We start from the raw sequence: 24,504 nt of genomic DNA on the forward strand, positions 1-24,504 counted from the left end.
GTTAACGTCAGGATGGCCCGCTGAAGCGGATGGTGGAAACGCTGGCCTGTTTTTGACAAACAAATCCGGACGCTCTTTACGCCATGCCCGCAAGGTATCCAGCAGTGTACGATGGCCTGACAAGGTCTGCGAGTCCGGGCGTCAGCGAGCTTTGCACAGTGCCCGATCGTTGTGGCAAGCTCGTTGGCGCCGGCAAATCTGGTCTGCCTGAGCATCTCCTCTATCCGACCGTTAAAGCGCTCGACCATGCCGGCGCAGACAGCGGTCGAGTCCGGAACGCGAGACCTTTGGGTTGATGCATTCGCGAACGATGGCCAGAAGCTCATCGAGAGCCAAGAGCAGCCATGCCTGGCCGCCAGCTGACTTGCCGACAGGCTGGAGCTCTGAATTGCCCAACGGATCGCCGGTGTTGCCCGCCCGTTCTGGTGAAGTTTAACCAGCATGACCGATTGGCCGTACACAGGGAGGGGTTCCGGTTCGCCTTCATGAAGCTGTCTGCTTGAAAACAAGCATCCCTTTTCACAGGTATATATTCTTCCGGGAGCCAACATTTAGGTAAAAAAAGTTCGTCGAATTTGTGGGCATCTGATCCATGTAAACAGGGCTTTTTCGTCTTAAACTTCTCTAAGTATTTGTCTTCTGAGTTGTGAAAATTGCCCAGCGCAAACTTTCTCGTATTGTCATTTGAACTGAATAGGAAATGAGAACCCTGATAAAAGAGCTTTCGCGTCTGATGGTCTTGGTCGTTCCAGTTGACAGCTGAAAGGTCCTCGTCAAAAGGTATTTGCCACGAAACTTTGACGGTTTTCCCTCAAGTACTTGTATTGCAGCGTTGTAGTCTACAACGGCATTCATCATCCCAATAAAGATGTCAGAGTGTTTTTGAAATCTTACGTGCTGCTCTTTGAGTTTATTGCCAAGTGCTTCCAAGTTGCGGCGAGTGACTGGCCATTTTTCATCTGGAGTGGCAGGGGCACCATCGGCTGAGAACTTTAGCTCTCGAAGAAAATCCTCTTCAATCGTTTCCGTCGGAACTGAGTCGGAGAAAAGGATGTGAAAATTGGCTCTCTTGTCGCGGTTTTTCCCTCAATATCAACATGCCGTACAATCGTAGAGGAGCGAAATTCTATGTTCGGCAAGACGAGTAGCTGTTTGGCGTAGTCGGCATATGGTGGATTGAGGAGAGCGTTCAGCCTTGAATCGTCGTTGATCAGCTCAATCAATCGTTTGTAACTGTTGATGAGAAAATAATCCGTGATTCCGACACAAGCGATGCCATAATCTTTCGCCTTGACGAGCAATTCCTCTTTGTGTAGGTGTCAAAGACTGAACCAAATCCATTGTTGAGTTCAGAGTATGGAGAGTGCACATGGAGGTCCCAGCGCCTCCAATAAGAACCTCTTGGATCATTCATGGTTGCTGTCTTACCAGTTTTAGAAAATGAACTGCGAGCTTAAGCTCCATAGCATTCGAGTGAATGACCATTTCCTTTTGCTCGATCAAATAGCGTTTAGGTCAAGGAACCCTTTCAGTCGAGCGGCACTGATATTGCTCTGCCTGTCTGCACGTGTAGCTGTTGATTACGCAAATACTCAATAATGTCAATGATTACATGCTTTTTTCGGCGTTTCTGCGCACAAAATCACGACGAGATGGCAATTGGGTGGGGTAAAGGGGATGGGAGTAAAAACCCATCCCTTTTTGTCTTTCTCAGGATTTGGGGGACAGGGGGGCGAGCGTCTTCTCCATCACCTCCCCCAGCATCCGGTAGCAATCCATCGTCGCCCCAGCTTTCAAATCTTCAATAAACTGCGGCACCCAGCGGGTCACGTGCTGCTGCATAAATGCTTTCGAGGCTTTGCTGGCGTTCTCGCTTACAGTGTTGTCCAGCGATTCTGCCGATGCGAGGAAGGCGAGGAATTCGAGTTCGGTGGCGAGGTGGTCGATGAGGCCTGGTTCGACCGATATCTCCCATTCGGTGTAAGCGGCGGCGACGGACACGGCGGCGTCACCGTGCATCCGCTTTTCGAGATAGACTGACTCATACGGCGGGCAGATGGTGTGCGGGTAGCCGTTGAGGAAAAGGCGGGTGTACTCGGCCTGTAGCGGTTCTGTCTCCTCCCGTTCGAATGCGGCGACGAGCGTTTGCCGCGGGTCGCGGTCGGCGTCGATCTTCTCCAGCACTTCGTTGAGAGCTGGGATGAACGCCTCGTTCGGATAAGCTAGGCACTGGCTCAGGAATTTGTAGCGGTAGGCTTTCTGGAGCGGCGTCATGATTGGTCGAACGATGGACGCCCGGTGATCCGTTTGAAGGCCGGGCGTCGGGGTTGTCGGTTCTGGCTCGCTTACCAGGGGTACTGGAACATGCCGGCTTTGAGTACGTAGATACGCAGGAGGTAGCCGCCGACAAGCACCAGAGCGCTGGCGAGCAGCATCGTCAGCTTCGGTTTGTCCTTCTCCGAATGGCCGCCGAAGAAGATGCCCCAGCTTTCAATGGCGAGCGGCACCAAAAGACCAGCCACGAAGAAGCCGACGATGAAGACCGGGCTGTGGAACAGGAACTCCGCCGAGGCGCGCGCGCTGGTGGGCAGGAACATGGCGAAGTTGAAGTATGCACCGAGAATAATAAGTTCTGTGACGATCAGTATGGCGTCGAGCTGTTCGAGCTTGGCGCTGATAGCCTGTGCGCCGGGGTTGCTGGAGAGCATCGAGAGCAGGAGCAGCCAGGCCGCGCCGGTCGAGAAGCCGGAGATCACGAAGAGCAGCGGCAATGCCGGGGTGTTCCAGAAGTTGATCGCTGGAGCGGCCGAGATCAACAGGCCGGTGTAGATCGCCACGAGGAATCCGGCTGCCGAGCCGCCGAGGGCGACCAGCTTGTTGAAGCGTTCGAGCAGGCCGAGGATCGGCGCGGGGATTTTCTGTATGATTGGCTGTAGCATCGGCCACTCTTCGAGCAGCGGAATCACATAGGCGATGGCTGCGACGAAGTAGGCGTTGATGAAGACCACACCCCAGAAAATCCACGAGCGCGGATTGGTCAGGGCATAGATTGCTTTCAGCGGCTGAAGCATGTCGGCGAGCAGGAACACAGTGCCGATGACCAGAAACGCTATCGACGACATGACGGCCACGGAAAGCATTTTGCGGTCGCACCCCTCGAAGAGGTGAAGCACCGCGCTGATGGCGAACGTCGCGCCGCCCAGACCGCCCAGAAACAGGTAGGTTGCGATCTGCCAGTGCCATACTTCCTGATGTACAAAGGTCATAATGAGTGCCCTCCTTTATGATGGGATGTAGAATACTTTCGGCGAGGTGCCGAGGCCCTGGTTGAGCGCCTGCGCCTTGCCGCTCGCGGCGAGCTTGTGCACCTCGCTCTTGCGGTCATCGAGGTCGCCGAAGATGCGCGTGTGGGTCGGGCAGGTGGCGACGCAGGCCGGTTCGAGTTTTTCCGACAGGCGCTGCACGCAGAAGGTGCATTTGTCCACATGTGGCACGTCGTGCGTGACCAGTTTGCCGTACAGTTCGCGCTCCTTCTGGACATCCTCGCTGTCGTAGGCGTAGCGGGCGTCGTACGGGCAGGCGATGCAGCAGGCGTAGCAGCCGATGCAACGGTCATAGTTGACCAGCACGATGCCGTCCTTGTTCATATGGGTCGCCCCGGTCGGGCAGGCCGACAGGCAGGGGGTGTTTTCGCAGTGCATGCAGAGGCGCGGAAGCTGCACCCGGCGTACATCGGGGAAGGCTCCTGTCTCCTTGTCCTCCACATGCGTCCGAAACTTCTCGCTCCAGAACGGGGTCTGGTTTTCGGTCGAACACGCCGCCATGCAGGCCTGACAGCCGACGCAGGTACGCATATCCATTACCATTCCATAACGGGCCATAGATACTTACTCCTCCAGTTAACTGTTTACAGGCTTGACGCTTACGGTGAACTCCTGCGACATGAACGACGCTGCGATCGGCTCGATGCTGTACGGCATCAGTTCGTTCAGGGCGGTGCCCTTGCCTCCGGCGATGCTGAGTTTTTTGTTCTTGCTGCCGTAAGCTGAGGGCAGGAACACCGTGTCGGGCCGGATCATTTCGGTGGTGAAGAGCGTCGCTTTCACCTTCGGACCGTAGCGCAGGTTGGTCACTTCGACCTCCTGGCCGTTCGAGAGGCCGAGCGTTTTCGCTTTCGCAGCGTTCATCCACAGACCCATGAACTGTCCTTTTTTCGGTTCAGTGACTGCGGCGAGCAGCGCGTTATTGCTGTTGGTCGAGGCGTGCGACACCACCGGCACCTTGCCGTAAGTGAAGTAGAACTCGTCCGCGCTGAGGTCGTTCTTGTCGCCCTGATTCGTGAGGACGCGCGGCACGTAGCCGAGCACCGGATTGAAGAGCGGCTGCTGGCCAGCCTGCTGTGCGAACGATTCGAGAATCGGGCTGAACAGCTCCAGACGTCCAGACATGGTCGGCACGGGAAGCTTGCGCGGCAGGTTCATCTCCTTAACCACCTCGTCGGCGTTTTTGAGCAGGAGCAGCCCTTTGTCCCTTATGGTCGCCTCGACCTGCGCGCCGGTCATCTCCTTGCCGGTGAGCTTGCCGGAGAATTTACCTATCGCCACGTAAGCGGTTTTGAGGAACGCCTCGTTGAGCGGCTTTTTCGCCCGTTGAGCGGCGGCCACTTCGTTCCGCAACAATTGCGGATCGAGGCCCGCGTACTCGGCGATGCCATCGAGGTACGGCTCCAGCCTGCCCATGCGGCGGGCGATTTCGCAGAGGATGTCGGTGGTGTCGCGCGTGTCGTAGAGCGGCTCGATGGCCCGCAGGCGCGTCGTGTAGCCGATACCCGTTTCGGGGCCGAGCGGGTAGAGCAGTGGCTCGTTGCGTTCGAGATAGGTGTGGTTTGGCAGAATCACATCGGCGTAGAGCGTCGTGTCCGAAGGCAGTACGTCGATGGCCACGACCAGGTCGAGATTGTCGTTGGTGAGAATCTCCTCCCACCGTTTGGCCGGGAAGTAGTGGCGCATCGGGTTGGCCGCGTTCATGATGAGCGCCTTCATTCGGTAGGGTTCGCCATTGAAAGTCAGCTCGCCCTTGACCGCTTCCAGCAGGCCGGTGTCGGCCATTGCGGGCAGGAAGGCCGAGGGCTTGCCCTGCTTCTGCTGCTCCATCGCCCAGGCGAACGACAGAGCCGGTTTGCCATGTTCCCACGCCTTCGGGTTGGCGAAGATGTCGAGCAGGGCGTGTGCGAAGCCCATGCCGGGGCGCTCGACCGGCGGCTCGTGGCTGCTGTCGATGCCGTGCTGCATGTTGTGCCATGCCTTTTCGGAGCGGTGGTGGTACTCGCCGCTCATCATCCAGCCGCCCGGCTTGTCGATGCCGCCGACGAGCGTCTGGATGATCGCCTGCAAGCGGCGCTGGCCGATGAGGTGGTGGTAACGTGCGCCCATCCAGCCTGGATCGACCATTGCGGGCCGTGCCTGGCCGAACTCGATGGCGATACGCCGGATCGTTTCAGCAGGCACGTCGGTGATGGCTGCGGCCCATTCGGGGGTAAAGGGTTCGGACTCCTCGATGAACATGTCGAACACCGTCTTGACCGCGTGGCCTTTCCATGTCAGCCCCGCCGGAGCGTTGAGCGCGGGCTGGATGCGTCCGCCGCCCGCTGCTTTCTCGTTGGTGTTGATGTAGCCCGGAACCGCGCGGACTCCTCCGCTGATCGAATCGAGCACGTAATATGATGATGGCTTGCCCCCGCTCATATCGGCGGCCAGATGTACCGCGCCATTTTTGTCCTTGTACGCCAGAAACGGCGCGTTGGTGTGCTTCGAGACGAAATCGGCGTCGTAGAGCTTTTCGCGAAGCAGCGTGTGCAGCATTGCGAGGAAGAAGGCGTGGTCGGTGCCGGGCTTGACCGGAATCCACTCGTCTGCCTTCGAGGCCAGCTCGCCCATGCGCGGGTCGAGGCAGACAACCTTCGCGCCGTTTTTCTTCGCCTGGCCGAAACGTACGGCGCGGGCGGTCGAAATCGCAGCCACCGAGGCATTGTTCAGACTGAAGAGAATGTATCGTGCGTTCTCGAAATCGGCGAGGATTTCGTCGTGCACGTTGAAATTGCCAGTCACGAGGTCGGTGCCGAGGTGTCCCGCTGTCACGCAGTGCTGGAGCGGCGAGGCGACGATGTTGGGAATCTGCATGGTCTGGCAGAAGGGGAGGCTGAAGTGCATGTACGATACACAGGCCGTCCAGCCGCCGATGAGGCTCGCTTCCCACGGGTTGATCTTCTGGAGACGGCTGACGATGTAGCTGTACGCCTCGTCCCATGTGGCCGCGCGGAAGTTCCACTCACCGCGCTTGCTGCCCGCGACTCGGATCAGCGGCTGCTTGAGTCGGTCAGGATCGTAGGTCTGGCGCAGCCCCGCCTGGCCGCGAGCGCAGATGCGTCCGCGATTCAGCGGGCTTTCGGTGTTGCCGTCGATTTTGACGATCCGGCGCACGCCATCGCTCTCTCTGGTCTGCACCTTGATGTCGCAGAACGAAGAGCAGAAGTTGCAGATGCTTGGCACCCAGGTGGTCGCGCCGCCTGCCGCCGTGCTTTCCGAAGTCGAGGCTGTCGCCAGACCCCAGATTGGCCGCAACAGCGACATACCGCCGAGTACACCAGCCGCCGCGAGAAACTGACGGCGTGAAATGATTTTTTTATGCATAAAACGTCCCTTCAGACAGATGGTTAATGCCGTAATTCCCTCACGGGAAACAAGAAGATAGCTGGATAGGGATGGTATATCCGCCGGGTATACTCCAAAGCAGACGAGTACTTAATATAGCGTCAGGTGGAAAAGGTTACAAAATTTATTTTCCCGTTAACTGTTTTTATAACAATTGTTTATTGGTTTTTTGTGTCGGTATTGAAGTGTGCCGTGCGGTGATTGTTAAGTCAACAATCGTTATAGTTCTGGTAGCAAAACCGGCATGATCGCTATATCTTTTTATGTATAACGGTGGCTGCTATTTCTAAAAATGAAAACAGCATAGACGAAACGATTTTCATGCGCTTATGGTGATGCCAATACGGTGATTTCTGGTTTGAAACGAGCGGCTGAAACAAAGACGCCGCCCGGTAAAAGGCGGCGTCGTGATGAACATGTTGTATGGAAGGATTATTTCGAAAGCGGAGTCTCGGAATTTTTGTCGAGCCTGATGCCGCAGTAGCCCTCGACACCCATTTCAGGAATGTCGAGACCGTCGAGTTCATCATCCGGGTTGACGCGGTTGCCGATGGTGACGTCGATCAGCTTGAAGACTACCCAGCCGATAGCTCCGACGTAGATGATGTTGGCGAGCACGCCGATCACTTCCGCATAGAACTGTCCGGGGTTGCCGTAGAACAGGCCGGTGACCGGACCGGCAACGCCGTTCCATCCGTCGCCGTAGGTGCCGTCAGCGAACAGACCGAGCGCCAGACAGCCCCACGCGCCGTTCACGCCGTGCACGGCGACCGCGCCGACCGGGTCGTCAATCTTGAGCACCTTCTCGATGAAGAAGGCCGCTTCGATCACCAGCACGCCGGAGATCAGGCCGATGAGCGCCGCCGCCTGCACGTTGACGAAAGCCGATGGAGCGGTGATCGCCACCAGACCGGCGAGCAAGCCGTTGATCATCATGGTCGGGTCGGGCTTTTTCGTTTTGAAAAGCCACATGTAGAGCATCGAGGCCGCCGCGCCGGTCGCCGAGGCGATCATGGTGTTGACCGCCACCACGCTGATGCGCAGGTCAGTGCCCGCGAGCGTCGAGCCAGGGTTGAAGCCGAACCAGCCGAAAGCGAGAATGAACGCGCCGACGATGGCCATCGGAATGTTGTGGCCGGGAATCGCGTTGGGCGAGCCGTCCTTGTTGTACTTGCCGATGCGGGGGCCGATGATGATCGCGCCGACCAGAGCCAGCACGCCGCCAGTCATGTGCACCACCGAGGAGCCTGCAAAGTCAACGTGGCCGTGACCAAGGCCGAAATTCGAGCCGAGCGTGGCCAGCCAGCCGCCGCCCCAAACCCAGTTGCCGTAAAGCGGATAGATGATGGTGCCAACGAAAATGCCGTAGATCGCGAAGGCCGAGAACTTCCAGCGCTCAGCCATCGAGCCGGTCGGGATGGTGGCGGTGGTGTCCATGAAGACCATCTGGAAGAGGAAGAGCGCGAACACGCCGACATCATACACATTGTTCAGAAAGAAACCTTTCATGCCGAACAGGCCGATGGTGTGCCCGAACAGGTTGATGGCGAACTCCTGATTGAGTCCCTCATAACCGCCCAGCGTTCCGAGCGTTCCGAGGCCGCCGAACATGATGGCGAAACCGCTCACGAAAAAGCCGAGCATACCGATTGGATAGATCATCATGTTCATCGACATGGTGTGCGCGGCGTTCTTGGCCCTGGTCAGGCCCGCCTCTACCATCGCGAATCCGGCCTGCATGAACATGACGAGGAAGCCGGTGATGAGCACCCACACCATGTTGATCGAGACCTTGTTCTTGCCGATCTGGTCGGTGATTTCTGCGGCGGTTGGCTTTCCCGGATTTGCCGCCGAGATGTCGGCGGTCACGCCGACCTTGGCTCCCGACGGATCGGGCTGCGTGTAGGCATGGAGATCACCCCCCATCGCAATGCCCAGCATCAGGAGGACTCCGGTCAATATGAAAATCAGTTTTTGTACCATGGTGGTTGTTGACTTACATGAATTGGTGATAATTTTTTTGTGTTTTAATCCTAGTCCTTGTTGTACAGCGATTCGTCGCCGCTCTCTCCCGTTCGGATCCGGTAGGACTGCTCGATGTCCGAAACGAAAATTTTTCCGTCTCCCACCTCACCCGTCCGGGCGTTTTTGATCAGGCAATCGACCGTTTTCTGGAGATTGACGTCGCGAACGACAATCGACAGGTAGCGGCGCGAGATGTACGAGGTGTCCCTGACGGTGCCCCGGTAGATCTCGGTGCGGTGCTTCTTGTCGTTGCCCTGCCCAGTCACGTCCCACCAGGTGAAGAAATCGATGTCGATCTCATGCAGGGCTTTTTTGACCGCTTCGTACTGGCTTGTGCGAATGATGGCTTCTATTTTTTTCATGGGTTTAAAGACTGCGTTAATTGTTTGATAGTAGAACGAAATGGCTCGGTAGCGAGCCGCGTTGGCAAGGTTGTTCAATCGTACTTCATAGGTCTCCTCCACATTGAGTGTTAAGTTGCTGTCTGATTTTAATATTTAAGGTATAATTCAAATTTAATCAGAATAATTTAGGTATAAAAATTAAATTTCAGTAAAAAATAAATTTTTGATATAAGTGTTTTTGCTGAATAACCAGAGTATTGCCAGTGTGTCGCAGGGTAAATCATGGAAATATTGTACCGGGGACGAACGAGGCTTCTGCGCGCAAGGTGTTCAGCGCATTTTTTCTGCGAAAGATCCGTTTTTGACCGACGTGATTTGGCGGATCGAAATGCGTAAAAAGGTGATTAGATTGTCTCTGAATTCATCTGCCTCGAACGCTCGAAAAACGGTAAGGCCGGTGAATTGTTATAACCATTCGGTACAGAAAATCAGGGGACCATTGATTCACAACTTCAAGGGCGGCCTCAGAGCCGTGTCGATATTCGAGGCCGGAAAGGGGATTCTGGTTTTGTCGCTGGCGCTGCTGCTGTCTACTTTCGTTTCCCGCGATCTTCCCGGTATTATTGCCGAGATCAAAACGCGATGGAATGTCGATCCGTCAAGTCACATGCCGCATTTGGCCAAGATGCTCATGCAGGACTTGACCGGAGCGCGGCTTCACTTTCTGATAATGCTGGCCGCCATCTATGCGCTCATGCGCTTTATCGAGGCGTATGGACTCTGGTTCGCGAGACGTTGGGCCGAGTGGTTCGCGCTGGTGAGCGGCGGGGTCTATCTGCCGATTGAGCTCTATGAGCTTGCCAAAGGCTTCAGCTGGTTGAAAATGGGGATTCTGACCATCAACCTCATTATCGTTGCCTACATGGCTTGGCTGCTGATTCGCGGCAAGAGCGTGCTGAAGAGCGATGAGGGCGACGCGTGACCCCGGTTGACCTGTATTGAAAAGATGGTGTGCCCGGAAGGTTCGGTTTTTAAGAAATGTTCAATGCAAAATGGCAGGTTTTTCAGTCAATAGTCCCAAAGCGAGAAAGAGCGACCAGGAACTGGTAGCCGGAGTGCTTGAAGACAAAAAGCAGTTCGCTGCAATTGTGCAGCGCTACGAGGAGCCGCTGTTCCGCTATATCGTCCGCCAGGGAGCCCGTGACAGGGAACTGGCCAGGGATATCCTGCAGGAGGTGTTCATCAAGGTTTACCTTCACCTCAATGATTACGATGCTTCTTTGCCCTTTTCCTCATGGATATACAGGATCGCTCACAACGAAACCATCACCCATTTCAGAAAGGAAAAGAATCGCCCGCTCGTATTGGATAAAGGGGACGATGACGAGTTTTTCGGAAAAATCGTTGACGATCTCGAACTCTCCCGGGCCGACGGTCAATATGATGTCTCCGACATTCAGACCGTCCTGGAAAGACTCGAGCCACGCTATCGGGATATTCTTGTCTTGAAGTTTTTTGAGGACAAGTCCTACGAGGAGATATCCGACATTCTCCAGATGCCTCAAGGTACGGTGGCAACGCTCATCAATCGGGCAAAAAAGAAAGTAAAGGCCTCTCTCGAAAAGAATTAGTTCTGAACAGTCATGCCGAATATCAGTTCTGACAAGATCATCGATGAAATCGAAAAAAGGAAGCTCGTTCCGATTCCGCGCTGGCATTTCATCCTGAAACGCTCCGTTTTCTGGGCCTTGGCCCTGATTTCGGTCATCACAGGGGCCGTGTCGATGGCTACGGCCATCTATGTGTTTTTCGATAACGATTACATTACCGATCGCGCCGGTATCCAGAAACTCTTCGAGCAGCGTCCGCTTGTTGAGGTGATCGTGCAGAGCATTCCCTACGTCTGGCTGTTTGCGCTCTTCTTGTTTATCGTGGCCGCTTTTTACGGATTTCGCCACACCCGCAAAGGGTACCGTTACCCGATGTTCCGCGTTATCGGCGGTTCGCTTCTGGTCAGTTTCCTGCTGTGCGGTTTGCTCAATGTTTTCGATATCGGAAAGTACGTGCACCGCTATCTTATTGATAACGTAGAGGGTTACGGTAGTCTGGTCTATACCAATGACGTGCTCTGGGCGCAGCAGGAGAAAGGGTTGCTTGGCGGCAAGGTGGTGCGCTACACGCCTGGCGACAGCACGCTGGTCATCAGGGACTACCGGCACCATTTCTGGACGGTCGATCTTTCTCGCGCCAGGGCGCGTCCCGGCACGAAGATAGTGACCGGTAAATATCTGAAAATCACCGGCCTCAAAACCGGCCAGAGCACATTCAAGGCCCTAACGATCCGACCCTGGGTCAAAAAGAGCCACCATCGTCATCCGAAAGCTCCGAAGCCGACACCCGTGAAAAAGAGTTCGGCAAGCGGCAAGCCCGCGTCACCGCTATCTCCCGCTCAGCAACTGAAGTGAAACGGCGGCAAGGAGCGTCGTCGTGACTGGCGTGCGTTATTCCTGACACCCCATCGGGGTCGCCCACCTGAATGTTCCTTCCATTCGGGCAGAGCGAAGTCTTTATCTCATTCAAATTCAATTGTTTAATGGATTTTTTCCCTGTGCGCGTCTTTGCTTTCGTGTGCTGTTTCAAAACAATTTTTGCGTCGGGAGAAAAATTTTGAAAGAAAACTTTCAGGCCCGCGTATCAACAAACAGGAAGGCAACAAAGAGGCTTCCGAAAAACGCAATAAAAAAACAAAATCCAAATAAGGAAAAACAATGAAAAAGCATTTCATCATCAGCATGATCGTCGCTCTTGGCATGGCTGGTTTCACCGGTGTCACCTTCGCTGCTGACGCACCTGCTGCAAAGCCTGCTGCTACCGCACCTGCTGGCGAAAAGAAAGCCGAGGCTCCGAAGGCCGAAGCCAAAAAGAAGGCTGTGAAGAAAAAGAAAGCCGCCAAGAAAAAGGTTGCCAAGAAGGCTGAGGAAAAGAAAGCTGAAGAGGCAAAGTAACCTTGACGCTTCAGCCGCTGATAGACCGGATGCAGTGATGAAAAGTGTTGTATGGTTATGGTTATGAGCATCCGGGTTTTTTGGACTGCGGCAAATTGAAGGAGAGGCCCCTGAGTATGAGGGGCCTCTCCTTTTATATTTAATAGTGATGCAAGCTTCTTTTCGGGAAGGTCGCTTTTTGTTACAGACGCAAGGCGCTGGGCAATCGATGTTATGATGCCTGACACCTTTCAGTAAAGGATCAATAAGCGAAAGCATCGGGTTGTTAAGGGATTTTTTGGCAAACTGAGTGTTTGCATCTTTTCGCATGCCAAACGGTAGAATGGTATGGAAAGGAGCAAACATATCGCGCTGATTCCGCTCGGACTAGGCACCTTCGAGCTTACCTGGTCAGTATGGGGACGAAGGTCGAAACCGCCTTGATGGCGACGCTGCTCTTGCGAGGTGTTACCGTCTGGATTCCTGTGATCCCGGGCCTGCTCCTGACCAGAAGGGCGTTGCGATGATAGCTGTTTTTGTTATTAAAACAACCCGGCGAGAACAGGTCGGTCAGTGAACGGGCGTCGTCGAAAATATTATGGGTAACTCGCGTTTCGCAAGGTGTAACAATTAAATATGCTGGAAAAGGTTGTCATTTTGTTAAATTCAAAGCCTGTTTTTCACTCCCGTTCCTGTATGGCCGGACCAAAGGCCGAGACTGCCAGGTAACAATACCGGGCAATATTCGTAAATTGCATCCATGTCAACAGTACCGGCGCGATGGCGTTTTGCGTTCTGGATTGTGACGAGCAGAGGAGTTATTCCCGTAACATCGTGAATAGATTTGTACCAATCTTTCAATTGTAATTGAGTGGCAAGACAACGTAAGACTACCAAAACACGTCCCGAGAAGAAAAAGAAAAACAGACCGGCCCGGCAGGATGGCACGGAAAAGGTGCGGGCGAACGATCATATTCTGATCAACGAATTTCTTTTCAGGCGCGGTGAAACTTCGCTTGGCGCCGAGATCATTTCATTTCTGACTGACCACGAAGGCGAGCGTTTCCGCTCGGTGGAGCTTGCCCGCAAAATGGGCTACGGCGAGTCTCGCCAGCTTCCCGGCTTCTGGTATGTCCTGCACAAGTTGCAGGAAGAAGGCGTCATCGACAAGGACAGCGACCGCTGCTACGGTTGGGCTGGTTTCGAGGCCGATACCTATGAGGAGCACCTCATCGAGGGGCCTCACTTTCCGCAACCCGGCAAGGAGCGCTACAAGGTCGGTCAGATATACACCGGCAAGCTGACGACCCATCCGAACGGCTACGGCTTTGTGGATGTCGATGGTTTTGACGACGATATTTTCATCAGTGCCGACATGCTTGGCCAGTCGCTGCATCTCGACCAGGTCGAGGTGCAGGTCACCAAAGTACCCGAATCCTATGCTTCGCGCCAGTCGCCGCACCAGCGCTGCGAAGGCCTCGTCGTCAACGTGATCGAACGCAGGCTTGTGACCGTGGTCGGCACGCTGCACCGCGAGAATCGCCGTTTCCTGCTCAAGCCCGATCAGCGCAAGATTCTGCCCGAGATTCATATTCCCCTCAAGGCGGCCAAAAAGGCCAAGGCCGGTGACAAGGTGCTTGCCGGAGAGCTGGAGTTCCTCAAGAGTGGCACTATTCAGGCCAGGGTGATCGAGATTCTTGGCACGGCGGGCGAATCACAGGTCGAGGTGAGCGCTATCGCTCGCGGTCTCGGTATCGACGAAACCTTCGAGCCGGAGCTCTTGACCTTCGCCGAAAAGGTTCGCGAAGCAATTACCGATGAGGATCTGAAGGAGCGACTCGACATCCGCGACAAGGATGTTTTTACCATCGATCCGGTCGATGCGAAGGATTTCGACGACGCGCTCTCCATCGAGACGCTTGGCAATGGCGGCGGCTACAAGGTCGGCGTGCACATCGCCGACGTGTCGCACTATGTGCCGGAGAATTCGGCACTCGACAAGGAGGCCCGCAAGCGCGCGACCTCGGTCTATCTGGTTGATCGCGTGATTCCGATGCTGCCCTCCCGCCTCTCCGAAAAGGTGTGCAGCCTTAATCCGGGGGTGGATCGCCTGGCTTTCTCGGTCTTTTTCAACATCACCAAAAAGGGTGAGGTCACGAAGTTTGAGTTTCACAAGACGGTCATCCATTCGAAACGCCGCTTCACCTATGAGGATGTTCAGCAGATTCTCGATGCGGGCAAGGGCGATTACTTCAGGGAGTTGCAGGCGCTCGACCAGCTCAGCAAGAAGATCCGTGCCCAGCGCATGGAGTCGGGCGGGCTTGAATTCGAGACCGAGGAGGTGCGCTTCAAACTTGGCAGCAATGGCGAGCCTGTCGAGGTGATCAAGAAGGAACGGCTCGACAGCCACCGCCTGATCGAGGAGTTCATGCTGCTGGCCAACCGCACGGTGGCTGCTTACCTGACTGCCCGTTATGCCGAGAACGAAAAGAATCCCCATCCGGTGATCTACCGCGTGCACGGCGCGCCGCAGATGGAGAAGGTGCAGGTGCTGGCCAGCTTCGTGCGCAAGATTGGCTTTGACCTCAAGCTCGACCGCAAGGGCAAAGACAGCGCCACGGTGTCGTCCAAAGCGCTGCGCGAGCTGTTGCAAAAGGTGCGCGGCACCAACGTCGAGTTCCTGGTCAACGAGCTGGTGCTGCGCTCCATGTCGAAGGCGGTTTATTCGCCGTTGAACGACGGCCACTTCGGCCTCGGTTTCGAGCACTACACGCACTTTACCTCGCCCATCAGGCGCTACCCTGACCTGATCGTGCACCGCATTTTGTTCGAGTACGAAACGACGCGCAAAAAGCGCCGCAAGGTCACGCCCGAAAGGATCAGCCAGATCACCGCGACTATCACCGAGGTGTGCCAGATCACTAACGAGCGCGAGAAGATCGCTACCGAAGCGGAGCGCGAGTCGATCAAGCTCAAGCAGGTTGAGTACATGTCGGCGCATCTCGGCAACACCTACGACGGCGTCATCACCGGTGCCACCGAATACGGCATCTACGTGCGCATGACCGACTTTGCCATCGAAGGCTTGGTGCATATGCGCAACCTCAAGGACGACTACTATGAGTACGACGAGGCTACCTACTCACTTGTCGGCAGACGCAAACACCGCCGCTTGCAAATCGGCCAGCGGTTGAAGGTAAAGGTGCACGAAGTCGATCTGACAAGAAGAACAATCGATCTCACGCTGGCGTGAGGTAGGGTTGGATGGGCCACTTGAACACCCTGGGAACTGCCATCCCATTGCTGTAACTGTACTAATAACCATTGCTGCAAGCTCGCTAGTGTGTCTTTGGAGCTGATCAAGAAATTCGCAATCAATTGGAGTATCAAAAACCTCTTTTTTCGCGATTTATGAAAAATGGAATTGATGCTCCGTTTTGATTTTGATTTGGTGGAGGCTATGAACCATGGCAGATGATATTGCGTATTTTAGCGGCTTCTCGAAGACTAGATATGAAGTCATCAAAGTCTTCGATATTTGAATCAGGGTGATTCTTGACTGAATCAGGATGATCCTTGATAGCCTTTTCATACGAATCTATTAGCGAGCCGAACTGATCAGTCAACGTCTTTTCCAAAAAAGGAATCCACTGATCATATGCATCTTGTATCTCGGATTCTGAATAGTCTCGTGTCGCGGTTAACGCAAACACAGCTTTCGTGAGTATCTCTTCGAGAAATCCGAACGTAGCAACCACCCGCCCAAGGCTCTCCCAGAAGCGCGACGTATGAGTGTGAGTCGGAAACTTGATAGGAAGTTCGTCAATAGCTACAAAATATCTCTTCAATTCAGTCACTTAACCTCCGAAGCGAATCCTCTTATTTAGAGCGTTGCTTCTATGGTTTTCATCTAAAACTCTGATGGTAGGAAACGGCTTACAAGCGATTTTTTCTCTTTCCAGTTGTGGCTTTTATAGTTTCTAAGTAAAAATAGCGGAAAATATTCGATACCGCCAATTGTCCTCTTCTCTCAGAACAGTGTAGCCTGCGACTTGCCGGTCATTTCGGCGATATATCGGGGGACGTCGAATTTTCGTTTGCAGCCGTTTGAGTTCATGTAGCGGATGGTGCCATAGACCGGACGCTCGGTCCATGGGCGGTCGTGGAGGCCGCCGATTGACCAGGCGACGCCGACGTAGCCGTTGGGGTCGCGCCCGTCAAGGGCGTAGCGGTCGTTGAGCATGAGCGCGATATCGAAGGCTGCCGCCGGGGTTGCGCTCCATTCGAGAATCTTTTTTGCCCAGTACATGCGCATATATCCGTGGATGATGCCGGTTTCGAGCAACTGGGTCTGGGCGGCGTTCCAGAGCGGATCGTGCGTTTGCGCCCGCTCGAACTGCTCCGGCGTGTAGATGGCGTCGCGGTGGTCGCCAGCGTGCTCCATCAGCGTCTTTTTTGCCCACTCCGGAATGCCGTCGAACGAGTCGTAGCGCTCGTTGTAGTAGCAGTAGTTCTCCGACAGCTCCCGGCGGATGAACAGCTCTTCGACGAAGGCCTCGCGGTTGACCTCTGAAGCTTTGCTCCGGGCGGCCTCGAAGGTGGCGTGCTGGGCGCTGAGCTGGCCGAAGTGCAGGTAGGGCGAGAGGCCCGAGACTGCGCCGGAGTTGGGATCGTTGCGCTCGTCGGCGTAGCGGCTCAGGCGGCCAGTGACGAAGCTGCGCAGACGCGCTTCCGCTGCCGTTTCGCCCGGTTCCAGACCGGGTACTGCCTTGATTGAACGGTCAACCTTGAGTAGCGTTTCCATCGCATTCCACTGCACCGGGGGTGGCAATGTGTCGGGCTGATGCCGGAGTTCCGGTTCGGGGAAGCCGGTCAGGAACTCACCTTGCAGGGCATTGAGCTTCGGCCTGATCGTGCGCGCGGCGTACTCCTGCTTGGGCGAAGCCAGCCAGCATGGCACGATGTTGTGCGCATCGACTTCATAAAATGCGCACGAAAGCTGCTGTGCAACAGCCAGCTTCCAGCCGCGCACCAGCTTTAGCGGCGAGAAGTCCGCCACCACCACCCCGGCGTTTCGCTTTTCAGTATACTTCGGCAGTGTTTCGCCCGGTTCGCCGTAGAGTACAGTGAACGGTACGCCCAGCTCACGCAGTCTCGTTTCCACCTCGCGAAGTCCCCGGAACATGAAGTCGTAGTGGCGCATCGGCGCACCGAGAAAGCTGGGTGAAAGGGTGAATACCACTTCGAGCGGCTGGCCGAGCTGGTTCGCCTTCTGGCAGGCAAAAAGCAGCGCCCAGTTGTGGCGCACGCGCTGGTCGCGCGACATCCAATAGATTACCGGGCCTTGTCGATCCTCGCGCTGGTTCAGGCGGAGTATCCGGCGCTCGTCGATTGTTATTGCTTTGGCCATTAAAATGCTTAAACAATTGCCCCGGACTTTAGCCCGGGGTATACGGATAAAACAATATAAAATAAAGGTTTTAGCCCAATCTCTTTTTTTGACGTCGATTGGTGTTATGGCCGCATTAATACGTTCATCGCGTCAGCACGTTCACGGTTTGACAAGGCCGGTCACGGCGAGGAAGTTGAGCAAGATCGAGCGTCCGGTCTCGGTGTATTCCTCGCTGATGGCCTCGAACTCCGCGAGCAGCTCATCGCGGTTCATCGCCTTCAGGTCGGCGTCGATGCCGATCCAGCTTTCGAACATCGCGGGCGTCATCTCGAAGTGGCATTGCAGCCCCCAAGCGTTGCTGCCGACCCGCACTACCTGATGCTTGCAGCCGCGCCCCGTGGCGAGCAGCGTCATGCCCTTCGCCGGTTCCACCGTTTCGCCGTGAAGCTGGAACACGCGCAGCCGCTCCGGCATTCCGAGGAACAGTGCATCCTGCTTGCCGTCGCCGGTCAGTTCCACCATGAACGGTTCGCCGTCAGGTTCACGGAACCCGATTTCTTTCTGGTGGCACTTCACCACGCTGCCGCCGCGAGCTTTCACGAGAAGCTGCAAGCCGAGACAGATGCCGAGGTATGGCACGCCAGCGTCAAGTGCCTTGTCGATAGCCTTCAGCTCGCCGGTGATCTGCGGCGTCGCGTCGTTGGCGCTTTGCGGCCCACCCAGCACCACCATGGCGGCATAACCGGATGGATCGGGGATGGGTTCACTTTTTGAAAGATCACAGAGTTCAACATTGATGGCATGTTCTTCCAGCAGATTTGCAAGAAGTCCAGGGCCTTCGTGGCTGATGTTCTGAACGACAAGTATGGTACCAGACATGGATATTGGGGTTTATCTAAAACCAAAAAGGAACAGCATCCGTTCAGTCGTCGCCGGTATCTGAACTATTGTTTGCTTTTATAAAGTAAAGCTTTTTTGGAAGGAAAACGATTTTTCTTCGATAGTATTGTTGCTGAGGGTAAATCTTTTAATCGAAAGATTGTTCGTGGTCGGATCGTCTATAGTGCGGGAGATTGAGCATTCAGGCGGGAAGCGAGAGGTTTACAGCCTGATTGCCAAGGCGCGGTGTTCCAGCGTTTTGCGGAGTTTGGGCCTCAGTGATGCGTGCAAAGTTGCTGCTTGCGATGTTTGTTTTCGCCGTTGAGTGCAGGCCGAGAGCGTCACGAGAGAGTTCCTTTCCGGAAATATTCCGCTGGTCGATTTTTCTATGCTTCCGGCCTGCCTGTCAGTTCGGGAATGTTTCAGGCCTCTTTGCGGAACATTTGGAATAGCATGGTCAACGGGCTTGGTGACTCCTTTTTTCTGACCGGTAGCCCTTCTCGCTCCCAGCTGATGATGCCGTGTTGCAGGTTGTGCACCTTGCGGTGGCCGCTGTTGACCAGGATGCGCGAAGCTATGCTGCTGCGGTTGCCGCTGTGGCAGGCGAGGATCACCTTGCGCTCCGCCGGGATTTCGTGAAGGCTGCTCTGGAACCGGCTCATCGGAACCGACAGATAATCGGAGACGCCGAACGCTTTGCGGTTGATTTCCCGGGTTTCGCGGACATCGACCAGGAGCGCTCCTTTTTTTATCATCGAAAAGGCGGTAGAGGCATTGACCTCTTTCACATTGCTCATCTTGGACATAGTGCTTCGAGAGTTAGTTACTTGTAAAATGTACATCTGTTCAGTGCCTGTTTCTTTTCCGCCAGCTCTGGCCGTGGCGATAGCCATTGTGCAAACAGGCGGTTATCAGGCGCACCGGGCGGCGAGGGGCGGTTGCTTTTTCTGCCGATGCCCGTGCGGGTACGGATAATACAAAATATCGGAAAAAGAACCATGCGCCGATCCATCACGGTCATGACCGATGGCAAGGCGTCCCTCCGGAAGGATGAACTTGGCAAGCGGGACGACGGTTCCAGTGTGGCCTGAAAAGCAAAAAGCCCTGAACTTGCAGGGCTTTTCGGACTTTACTGTTCAGCGGAGAGGGTGGGATTCGAACCCACGGTACACTTGCGCGCACAACGGTTTTCGAGACCGCCCGATTCAACCACTCTCGCACCTCTCCGTGTTATAATGCAATCACTTAGTGATTTTTCTTCCCCATTTCCTGATCAATATGTTCAGTAAGCTGCATCTTTGATCATTCTCGCATTACTAAGGATTGTGATTATAAGCATTAGCGGGTATTTTACCAAGAAGTATCTGGTTCAAGGGCTTCGCCATCTTCAAGAAAATGCCGCATCTCCAACACGCTATCAGCTATGGAATACGCGAAATCAGTATCCGTATAGGTATCGTTGAACGGATTACCGGAGCGCATGTCGATTCTGGCATCGTTGGGGTTTATAGCAGTTAAAATGGGTTTCCGGAGATGCAGGTTGCTCCTGAAAAATAGCAGGAGTCGAAGGAGAATGAAGACGCTGTCTTTTTGTGGCTGATAAGGTGACGGTATAGGGGGAAAATAGGCTCACGAAAAGCCGTGCGTGATGGGGGAGAACTGATGGTAAGATGAAATAGGGCCAAAAAGAATTGACGGCATCAAAAGGTTTGATGCCGTCAATTCAATAGTCAAAGCAGGTTAGAGGTTGTAGCGCATTCCAAGGAGGATTTTGCTGCCTCCAAATGAGAGCTTTGTCTTATTTTCCAAATCAAGGTCTCCCGTTTTGAAATAACGGTAGCCCAAGTCAAGAGCTACATTATTCGTTATCTTGATACCTAAACCAGCTCCAAGTTGCCAGGCAAATACGGTCTTGTCGTATGAACTATCATACTCGACCCCATCGACTTTGAACGAAGTTCCCATATCCACAAACGCTGCTCCGAGACCTCCCATCAGATAGGGAGAGAGTATCCCTTTCATGTCATAATCAGCATAAACATTATACATGACCGTAAGTGCTGATGCCGTGACTGTGAGATCTTCGTAATTATCGATTTCACCCAATTGCTCAACGATGTCTGAACCTAATACCTTATCGACATCACTTGATTGGTAGCCAACGGCGATTTCTCCACGGAACACACCTGTTTTTTCGCCAAACGCGCCCTCCAGAGCATATCCTCGCTTGTACTCAACAGCATTTTTGATCGATGTCTCAGTGTCCGAAACCTTCGCGTCACTATTACTCATAAGGTTCAGTCCACCAGAAAGGCTGATATATAAAGGATCCGCTGTAGCTGTTATAGCTGGTGCCGATAGCATTGCTGCAGCTATAGAGGTAATTGCGTATTTCTTCATTTTACACTTGGTTGTGTTTGGTGGATTTCATCTGTAATGAGTGATATCCTGATTTTTTACGTTGTCAGCCGGTATAAATTCTTCTCTTCTGATTGAAATGTACATAATGGTGCACAAATAGCGAAATGGTGATGAATAACCCCCTCAAACCTGCCCTTGTCCCAGGTTTTTGTCATGTGATTCCGGTATGACAAAAGATTGGGTTCTTCGCAGAATATCGTGGGTAAAGGAGCGCTGGGTTACGTCATGATCCGATAGCCATGTTGAGTTTTCCGCAGTAAAACAAAATCCGGATTCGGTAACTCTCGAACCGGTGAAACCCTCTTGCAGAGGCCTTGACGATCTGAATCTTGCTGTTCAAGCCTTCGGAAACTGCGTTGGTGATCGGGTGTTTGAACCAGGTCAACAGGTTGCCGAAATGGCGCTGAAGCAGCTCTTTGACCTTCGTCAACGGAACCAGACCAACCTCATCGACCCGCTTCGACCAGTACTCGAAAAAGAACGTCCCGGCATCGGCGCAACCAAGCTGCCAGAAAAATCGAAACATATTTTTTAACGACCACGCCTGTCCGGTTTTGAACTCACCCTCCATCAATTCACTCAACTCGGCCTGTTGCGGTTCGCGCATGTTTTCCGGATTACGCAGCCAGACATATGTTGAGCCGATCAGGCGTTTGTCTCCGGCCTTGTCGAGTTGGCGACACTCCTTGCGACGCACCAGATCGACAGCCTCATTGAGATACTTGCTGATATGAAAGCGATCATGCACCAGATCGGCCTTCGGCAACAGCTCTTGAACGGCATGGATAAAGGGTTTCCACATATCGACCGAGACCGCCTTGACCCCTGCTTGCTGGCTGTCGTTCAGCGATGCAAGCAGCTCTTTGGTCGCCTCGGTCGTGCGATGCTCGACCACCTCAAGCACGCGCCTTTCGCCGAGATCAGTCAGCGTTGTGACGTAATGCTGGCCCGCCTTGAAGCTTTTTTCATCGATGCCCAGATACTCGACGGTTTCGGTTTTCCGGCGAACCAATCCTCGCTGAACGGCGCGTCGCATGATTTGATTGACGGTGTGCCAGTTCAAGCGCAACAGGCGCGACGCCGCCTTGATATTGGCACAGTGCAACAACAGCTCGACGGCGAAGCTCTCGAACAGCAACGTGAAACGAGAATGCCGTGCCGCCCATGGCGCCTGAACGGTTTTGACTCCATGCTCCTTGCATTGGCAACGAGGCAAACGGGCCACCAGGATCGTCTCGAACTGCATGGTATCAAGATGACGCCACCGCTGCTCAGCGGCATGGTCATAGATGAGGCATGATTGGCCGCAGATTGGACACTCGCCCTGCTTGCCGGTAAAGGCCAGTCTGATCTCCACTTGCCGGCTACTCATCGACAAGTTGACGTTCTCGACTTCCCAGTTTGAGGGAAGACCTAACAGTTGGTGGTAATGGCTTGACAGGCTCTGCATGGGCGGATCAATGTGGTTAGCTTGCTTGAATTGCACGACTACGCCAAGTTACCCATTACAGCCACAGCTTTCCACGATATTCTGCGAAGAGCCCAAAGATTGGATGTTGTAACGGCTTATTCTCCTTCTGGCGGTAATGTGATCGAGTAGTCTGATGCTGATGGTTTCGGGGCGCAGCATAAAACTTTGAACAATAGTTCAGGGGAAGACGCGTTATTGTTGGCTTGATGCGGAACGGGGAACAGGATGATAACGTACGTAAGCGTTAATGAGAATCACTTTCCTGAATAGATCTGCGAGAGTAAAAGGCGTTGATATAAATTCGTCCTGAATTTGAACAATCGAGCAAGCGTTGCAGCACAAATTCTACAACAGTGAAAGAGAGGGCATTGAAAGGGGTTTTAATAAAAAAAGCCTCCGAATTCGGAGGCTTTTTATCGTCGGAGCGGGAAACGAGACTCGAACTCGCGACCCCAACCTTGGCAAGGTTGTGCTCTACCAGCTGAGCTATTCCCGCTTGAGAGCCCTAATTATAGGGAAAATTCTTTTTGTGTGCAACAGGTAGGTGAATTTTTTGCCAGCGTCTATGGGGGTGTGGCAAGTGATTTGCGAATGGCTGTTTAGTCGTGTTCTGTGACGGTTGCCGGGCGTGGCTGAGTGTGGTATTGAAGTCGAGGGGGAGAGAAGTAAAAAAGCCTCCAGATTCGGAGGCTTTTTTATCATCGGAGCGGGAAACGAGACTCGAACTCGCGACCCCAACCTTGGCAAGGTTGTGCTCTACCAGCTGAGCTATTCCCGCATCTGGTTAAGTGGGCTTAATGTAGGGAAAAGTCGATTTCTACGCAACAGAAATGTGAAAATTTTTTTGACCGATAAGATTTCCTCCTGTGCCACCCGATGCCGGGCAGCCGCGAAGGCTGCCCCTGCTGTTCATCCTTACAGCTTCAGCTCCTGCATGATGGTACCCATGTCTTTGTCGCCGCGGCCAGAGAGGTTGACCACGATGATCGACTCTTTCGGCATTTCGGCGGCTCGTTTCATCGCATAATGCACGGCGTGAGCCGATTCGAGGGCGCAGATGATGCCTTCGGTTTTGGCCAGAGCGTCGAGCGCTGCGAGGGCTTCCTTGTCTGTCGTCGAGGTATAGCAGACCAGGCCGAGCTTCTGCAAATAGCAGTGCTCCGGACCGACGCCGGGGTAGTCGAGTCCCGCCGAAATCGAGTGCGCCTCCTGCACCTGACCGTACTCGTCCTGCAAGAGCTTCATCATCGAGCCGTGCAGCACGCCGATTTCACCCTTTGTCAGCGACGCGGCGTGCTTGCCTTCGAGTCCCTCTCCGGCGGCTTCGACGCCGATCAGTTCGACCTCTTTGGCATCCGGCAAAAACTCGTAGAACATGCCGATGGCGTTGCTGCCGCCGCCGACGCAGGCCACGATCACATCGGGCAAGCGCCCGGCCTGATCGAGCACCTGCTGGCGGGTTTCGCGTCCGATGACCGACTGGAAGTCGCGTACCATCATCGGGTACGGGTGCATTCCGATCACCGAGCCAACGATGTAGAAGGTCTCTTCGGGATTGTTCATCCAGTCGCGGATTGCCTCGCTGGTGGCGTCCTTCAGCGTTCTGCTGCCTGCCGTGACCGGGCGCACCTCTGTGCCGAGCAGCTTCATGCGCGCCACGTTGGGAGCCTGGCGGCGGATGTCCTCTTCGCCCATATAGACGATGCAGTCGAGACCGAAGAGCGCGCAGACGGTGGCCGTTGCCACGCCATGCTGGCCCGCGCCGGTTTCGGCGATGATGCGCTTTTTGCCCATCCGTTTGGCCAGCAGCACCTGGCCGAGGGCGTTGTTGATCTTGTGCGCGCCGGTGTGGCAGAGGTCTTCGCGCTTGAGCCAGATCTGGGCGCCGCCCTGCTTTTCGCTGAGCCGCGAGGCGTGATAGAGCGGCGTCGGGCGGCCAACGTAGTGGCGAAGCAGGTTGTCGAGCGTTTGGTGGAACTCCGGATCATTTTTCGCCTTGAGGTACTCCTCTTCGAGATCGGCGGCGTTTTTGACCAGGGTTTCGGGAATGAATTTGCCTCCGAAGGTGCCGAAGTGGCCGAATTCATCGGGTGCGGAGTAGATAACCTTCTGCTTCATAAAGCCTTACAAAGTGTTAAAGATGGCGTTGCCGTTCTGTTGCGAGCTAAAGTGCGGCGACTTCCTGTAGCTGTTGTGAATCTTTTTGCCCGTTGCCGGATGTCGGTGCAGGGTATTTGTTACAAAATATAGAAACCTTTCGATCAATTCTCCATCTGCC

Annotated in this window: 17 protein-coding genes, 3 tRNA genes and 1 pseudogene; 4 read left to right on the top strand and 17 right to left on the bottom strand. The window is 54.4% G+C overall.

What is annotated here, in order from left to right; genetic code table 11:
- Nucleotides 1–243: 243 nt before the first annotated feature.
- The 7 genes and pseudogenes from AYT24_RS02360 to AYT24_RS02390 all read right to left on the bottom strand — a co-directional run.
- Nucleotides 244–443: pseudogene (locus tag AYT24_RS02360) on the bottom strand (hypothetical protein); the annotation flags it as partial.
- Nucleotides 444–1,710: 1,267 nt separating this feature from the next.
- Nucleotides 1,711–2,274, bottom strand: coding sequence for a TorD/DmsD family molecular chaperone (locus AYT24_RS02365; RefSeq protein ID WP_010932180.1), 564 nt, complete (start codon nucleotides 2,272–2,274; stop codon nucleotides 1,711–1,713).
- 71 nt (nucleotides 2,275–2,345) lie between these two features.
- Entirely contained in the window at nucleotides 2,346–3,266 is a 921-nt protein-coding gene (nrfD, locus tag AYT24_RS02370) for an NrfD/PsrC family molybdoenzyme membrane anchor subunit (RefSeq protein WP_010932181.1), read from the bottom strand.
- Between the two features lie 15 nt (nucleotides 3,267–3,281).
- On the bottom strand, nucleotides 3,282–3,881 hold the full coding sequence (locus AYT24_RS02375) for a 4Fe-4S dicluster domain-containing protein (RefSeq protein WP_010932182.1): 600 nt from the start codon (nucleotides 3,879–3,881) through the stop codon (nucleotides 3,282–3,284).
- Between the two features lie 18 nt (nucleotides 3,882–3,899).
- A complete protein-coding gene (locus AYT24_RS02380; RefSeq protein ID WP_010932183.1) occupies nucleotides 3,900–6,689 on the bottom strand; it encodes a molybdopterin-dependent oxidoreductase in 2,790 nt (929 codons plus the stop codon).
- A gap of 453 nt (nucleotides 6,690–7,142) precedes the next feature.
- A complete protein-coding gene (locus AYT24_RS02385) occupies nucleotides 7,143–8,693 on the bottom strand; it encodes an ammonium transporter (RefSeq protein WP_010932185.1) in 1,551 nt (516 codons plus the stop codon).
- 50 nt (nucleotides 8,694–8,743) lie between these two features.
- On the bottom strand, nucleotides 8,744–9,097 hold the full coding sequence (locus tag AYT24_RS02390; RefSeq protein WP_010932186.1) for a P-II family nitrogen regulator: 354 nt from the start codon (nucleotides 9,095–9,097) through the stop codon (nucleotides 8,744–8,746).
- 481 nt (nucleotides 9,098–9,578) lie between these two features.
- On the opposite strand from AYT24_RS02390, the gene AYT24_RS02395 reads away from it, so the two are divergent.
- The 3 genes from AYT24_RS02395 to AYT24_RS02405 all read left to right on the top strand — a co-directional run bounded on the left by AYT24_RS02395 (nucleotide 9,579) and on the right by AYT24_RS02405 (nucleotide 11,544).
- Nucleotides 9,579–10,061, top strand: coding sequence for a DUF2127 domain-containing protein (locus tag AYT24_RS02395; protein WP_164926869.1), 483 nt, complete (start codon nucleotides 9,579–9,581; stop codon nucleotides 10,059–10,061).
- A gap of 70 nt (nucleotides 10,062–10,131) precedes the next feature.
- Nucleotides 10,132–10,710 carry an RNA polymerase sigma factor gene (locus tag AYT24_RS02400; RefSeq protein WP_010932189.1) on the top strand — a complete coding sequence of 193 codons (579 nt, stop codon included), beginning with the start codon at nucleotides 10,132–10,134 and terminating at the stop codon, nucleotides 10,708–10,710.
- 12 nt (nucleotides 10,711–10,722) lie between these two features.
- Complete coding sequence (locus tag AYT24_RS02405) at nucleotides 10,723–11,544, top strand: hypothetical protein (protein WP_164926870.1); 822 nt, start codon at nucleotides 10,723–10,725, stop codon at nucleotides 11,542–11,544.
- Nucleotides 11,545–11,669: 125 nt separating this feature from the next.
- On the opposite strand, the gene AYT24_RS02410 is transcribed toward AYT24_RS02405, so the two are convergent.
- Nucleotides 11,670–12,311 carry a hypothetical protein gene (locus AYT24_RS02410; RefSeq protein WP_164926871.1) on the bottom strand — a complete coding sequence of 214 codons (642 nt, stop codon included), beginning with the start codon at nucleotides 12,309–12,311 and terminating at the stop codon, nucleotides 11,670–11,672.
- 623 nt (nucleotides 12,312–12,934) lie between these two features.
- Here AYT24_RS02410 and rnr point away from each other — a divergent pair.
- On the top strand, nucleotides 12,935–15,316 hold the full coding sequence (gene rnr / locus AYT24_RS02415) for a ribonuclease R (protein WP_164926872.1): 2,382 nt from the start codon (nucleotides 12,935–12,937) through the stop codon (nucleotides 15,314–15,316).
- Between the two features lie 777 nt (nucleotides 15,317–16,093).
- Here the strand turns inward: rnr and AYT24_RS02420 are convergent.
- From AYT24_RS02420 to trpB, 9 genes are all read right to left on the bottom strand, one after another.
- Nucleotides 16,094–17,473 carry a deoxyribodipyrimidine photo-lyase gene (locus AYT24_RS02420; RefSeq protein WP_010932198.1) on the bottom strand — a complete coding sequence of 460 codons (1,380 nt, stop codon included), beginning with the start codon at nucleotides 17,471–17,473 and terminating at the stop codon, nucleotides 16,094–16,096.
- A gap of 141 nt (nucleotides 17,474–17,614) precedes the next feature.
- Complete coding sequence (locus AYT24_RS02425; protein ID WP_010932199.1) at nucleotides 17,615–18,334, bottom strand: type 1 glutamine amidotransferase; 720 nt, start codon at nucleotides 18,332–18,334, stop codon at nucleotides 17,615–17,617.
- Between the two features lie 422 nt (nucleotides 18,335–18,756).
- On the bottom strand, nucleotides 18,757–19,131 hold the full coding sequence (locus AYT24_RS02430; RefSeq protein ID WP_164926873.1) for a rhodanese-like domain-containing protein: 375 nt from the start codon (nucleotides 19,129–19,131) through the stop codon (nucleotides 18,757–18,759).
- A gap of 343 nt (nucleotides 19,132–19,474) precedes the next feature.
- A tRNA-Ser gene (locus AYT24_RS02435) sits at nucleotides 19,475–19,561 on the bottom strand.
- 513 nt (nucleotides 19,562–20,074) lie between these two features.
- On the bottom strand, nucleotides 20,075–20,734 hold the full coding sequence (locus AYT24_RS02440) for an outer membrane protein (RefSeq protein ID WP_010932204.1): 660 nt from the start codon (nucleotides 20,732–20,734) through the stop codon (nucleotides 20,075–20,077).
- Nucleotides 20,735–20,978: 244 nt separating this feature from the next.
- On the bottom strand, nucleotides 20,979–22,205 hold the full coding sequence (locus AYT24_RS02445) for an ISL3 family transposase (RefSeq protein WP_010932205.1): 1,227 nt from the start codon (nucleotides 22,203–22,205) through the stop codon (nucleotides 20,979–20,981).
- A gap of 444 nt (nucleotides 22,206–22,649) precedes the next feature.
- Nucleotides 22,650–22,722, bottom strand: a tRNA-Gly gene (locus AYT24_RS02450).
- A 209-nt stretch (nucleotides 22,723–22,931) separates the two neighbouring features.
- A tRNA-Gly gene (locus AYT24_RS02455) sits at nucleotides 22,932–23,004 on the bottom strand.
- A gap of 137 nt (nucleotides 23,005–23,141) precedes the next feature.
- Nucleotides 23,142–24,344, bottom strand: a complete 1,203-nt coding sequence (gene trpB / locus AYT24_RS02460) for a tryptophan synthase subunit beta (RefSeq protein ID WP_010932208.1) — start codon at nucleotides 24,342–24,344, stop codon at nucleotides 23,142–23,144.
- Nucleotides 24,345–24,504 lie beyond the last annotated feature (160 nt).

Origin of the sequence: Chlorobaculum tepidum TLS (genome assembly GCF_000006985.1) — a bacterium.
GTDB classification, from domain to species: Bacteria; Bacteroidota; Chlorobiia; order Chlorobiales; family Chlorobiaceae; genus Chlorobaculum; species Chlorobaculum tepidum.

Bases quoted from the DNA above. Each gene is read 5' to 3' on its own strand.
- AYT24_RS02400 (WP_010932189.1), top strand. From the start codon at position 10,132: ATGGCAGGTTTTTCAGTCAATAGTCCCAAAGCGAGAAAGAGCGACCAG.
- AYT24_RS02405 (WP_164926870.1), top strand. From the start codon at position 10,723: ATGCCGAATATCAGTTCTGACAAGATCATCGATGAAATCGAAAAAAGG.
- trpB (WP_010932208.1), bottom strand. From the start codon at position 24,344: ATGAAGCAGAAGGTTATCTACTCCGCACCCGATGAATTCGGCCACTTC.
- AYT24_RS02425 (WP_010932199.1), bottom strand. From the start codon at position 18,334: ATGTCTGGTACCATACTTGTCGTTCAGAACATCAGCCACGAAGGCCCT.
- AYT24_RS02440 (WP_010932204.1), bottom strand. From the start codon at position 20,734: ATGAAGAAATACGCAATTACCTCTATAGCTGCAGCAATGCTATCGGCA.
- AYT24_RS02375 (WP_010932182.1), bottom strand. From the start codon at position 3,881: ATGGCCCGTTATGGAATGGTAATGGATATGCGTACCTGCGTCGGCTGT.
- AYT24_RS02365 (WP_010932180.1), bottom strand. From the start codon at position 2,274: ATGACGCCGCTCCAGAAAGCCTACCGCTACAAATTCCTGAGCCAGTGC.
- AYT24_RS02445 (WP_010932205.1), bottom strand. From the start codon at position 22,205: ATGCAGAGCCTGTCAAGCCATTACCACCAACTGTTAGGTCTTCCCTCA.
- AYT24_RS02385 (WP_010932185.1), bottom strand. From the start codon at position 8,693: ATGGTACAAAAACTGATTTTCATATTGACCGGAGTCCTCCTGATGCTG.
- AYT24_RS02430 (WP_164926873.1), bottom strand. From the start codon at position 19,131: ATGAGCAATGTGAAAGAGGTCAATGCCTCTACCGCCTTTTCGATGATA.
- nrfD (WP_010932181.1), bottom strand. From the start codon at position 3,266: ATGACCTTTGTACATCAGGAAGTATGGCACTGGCAGATCGCAACCTAC.
- AYT24_RS02380 (WP_010932183.1), bottom strand. From the start codon at position 6,689: ATGCATAAAAAAATCATTTCACGCCGTCAGTTTCTCGCGGCGGCTGGT.
- AYT24_RS02390 (WP_010932186.1), bottom strand. From the start codon at position 9,097: ATGAAAAAAATAGAAGCCATCATTCGCACAAGCCAGTACGAAGCGGTC.
- AYT24_RS02420 (WP_010932198.1), bottom strand. From the start codon at position 17,473: ATGGCCAAAGCAATAACAATCGACGAGCGCCGGATACTCCGCCTGAAC.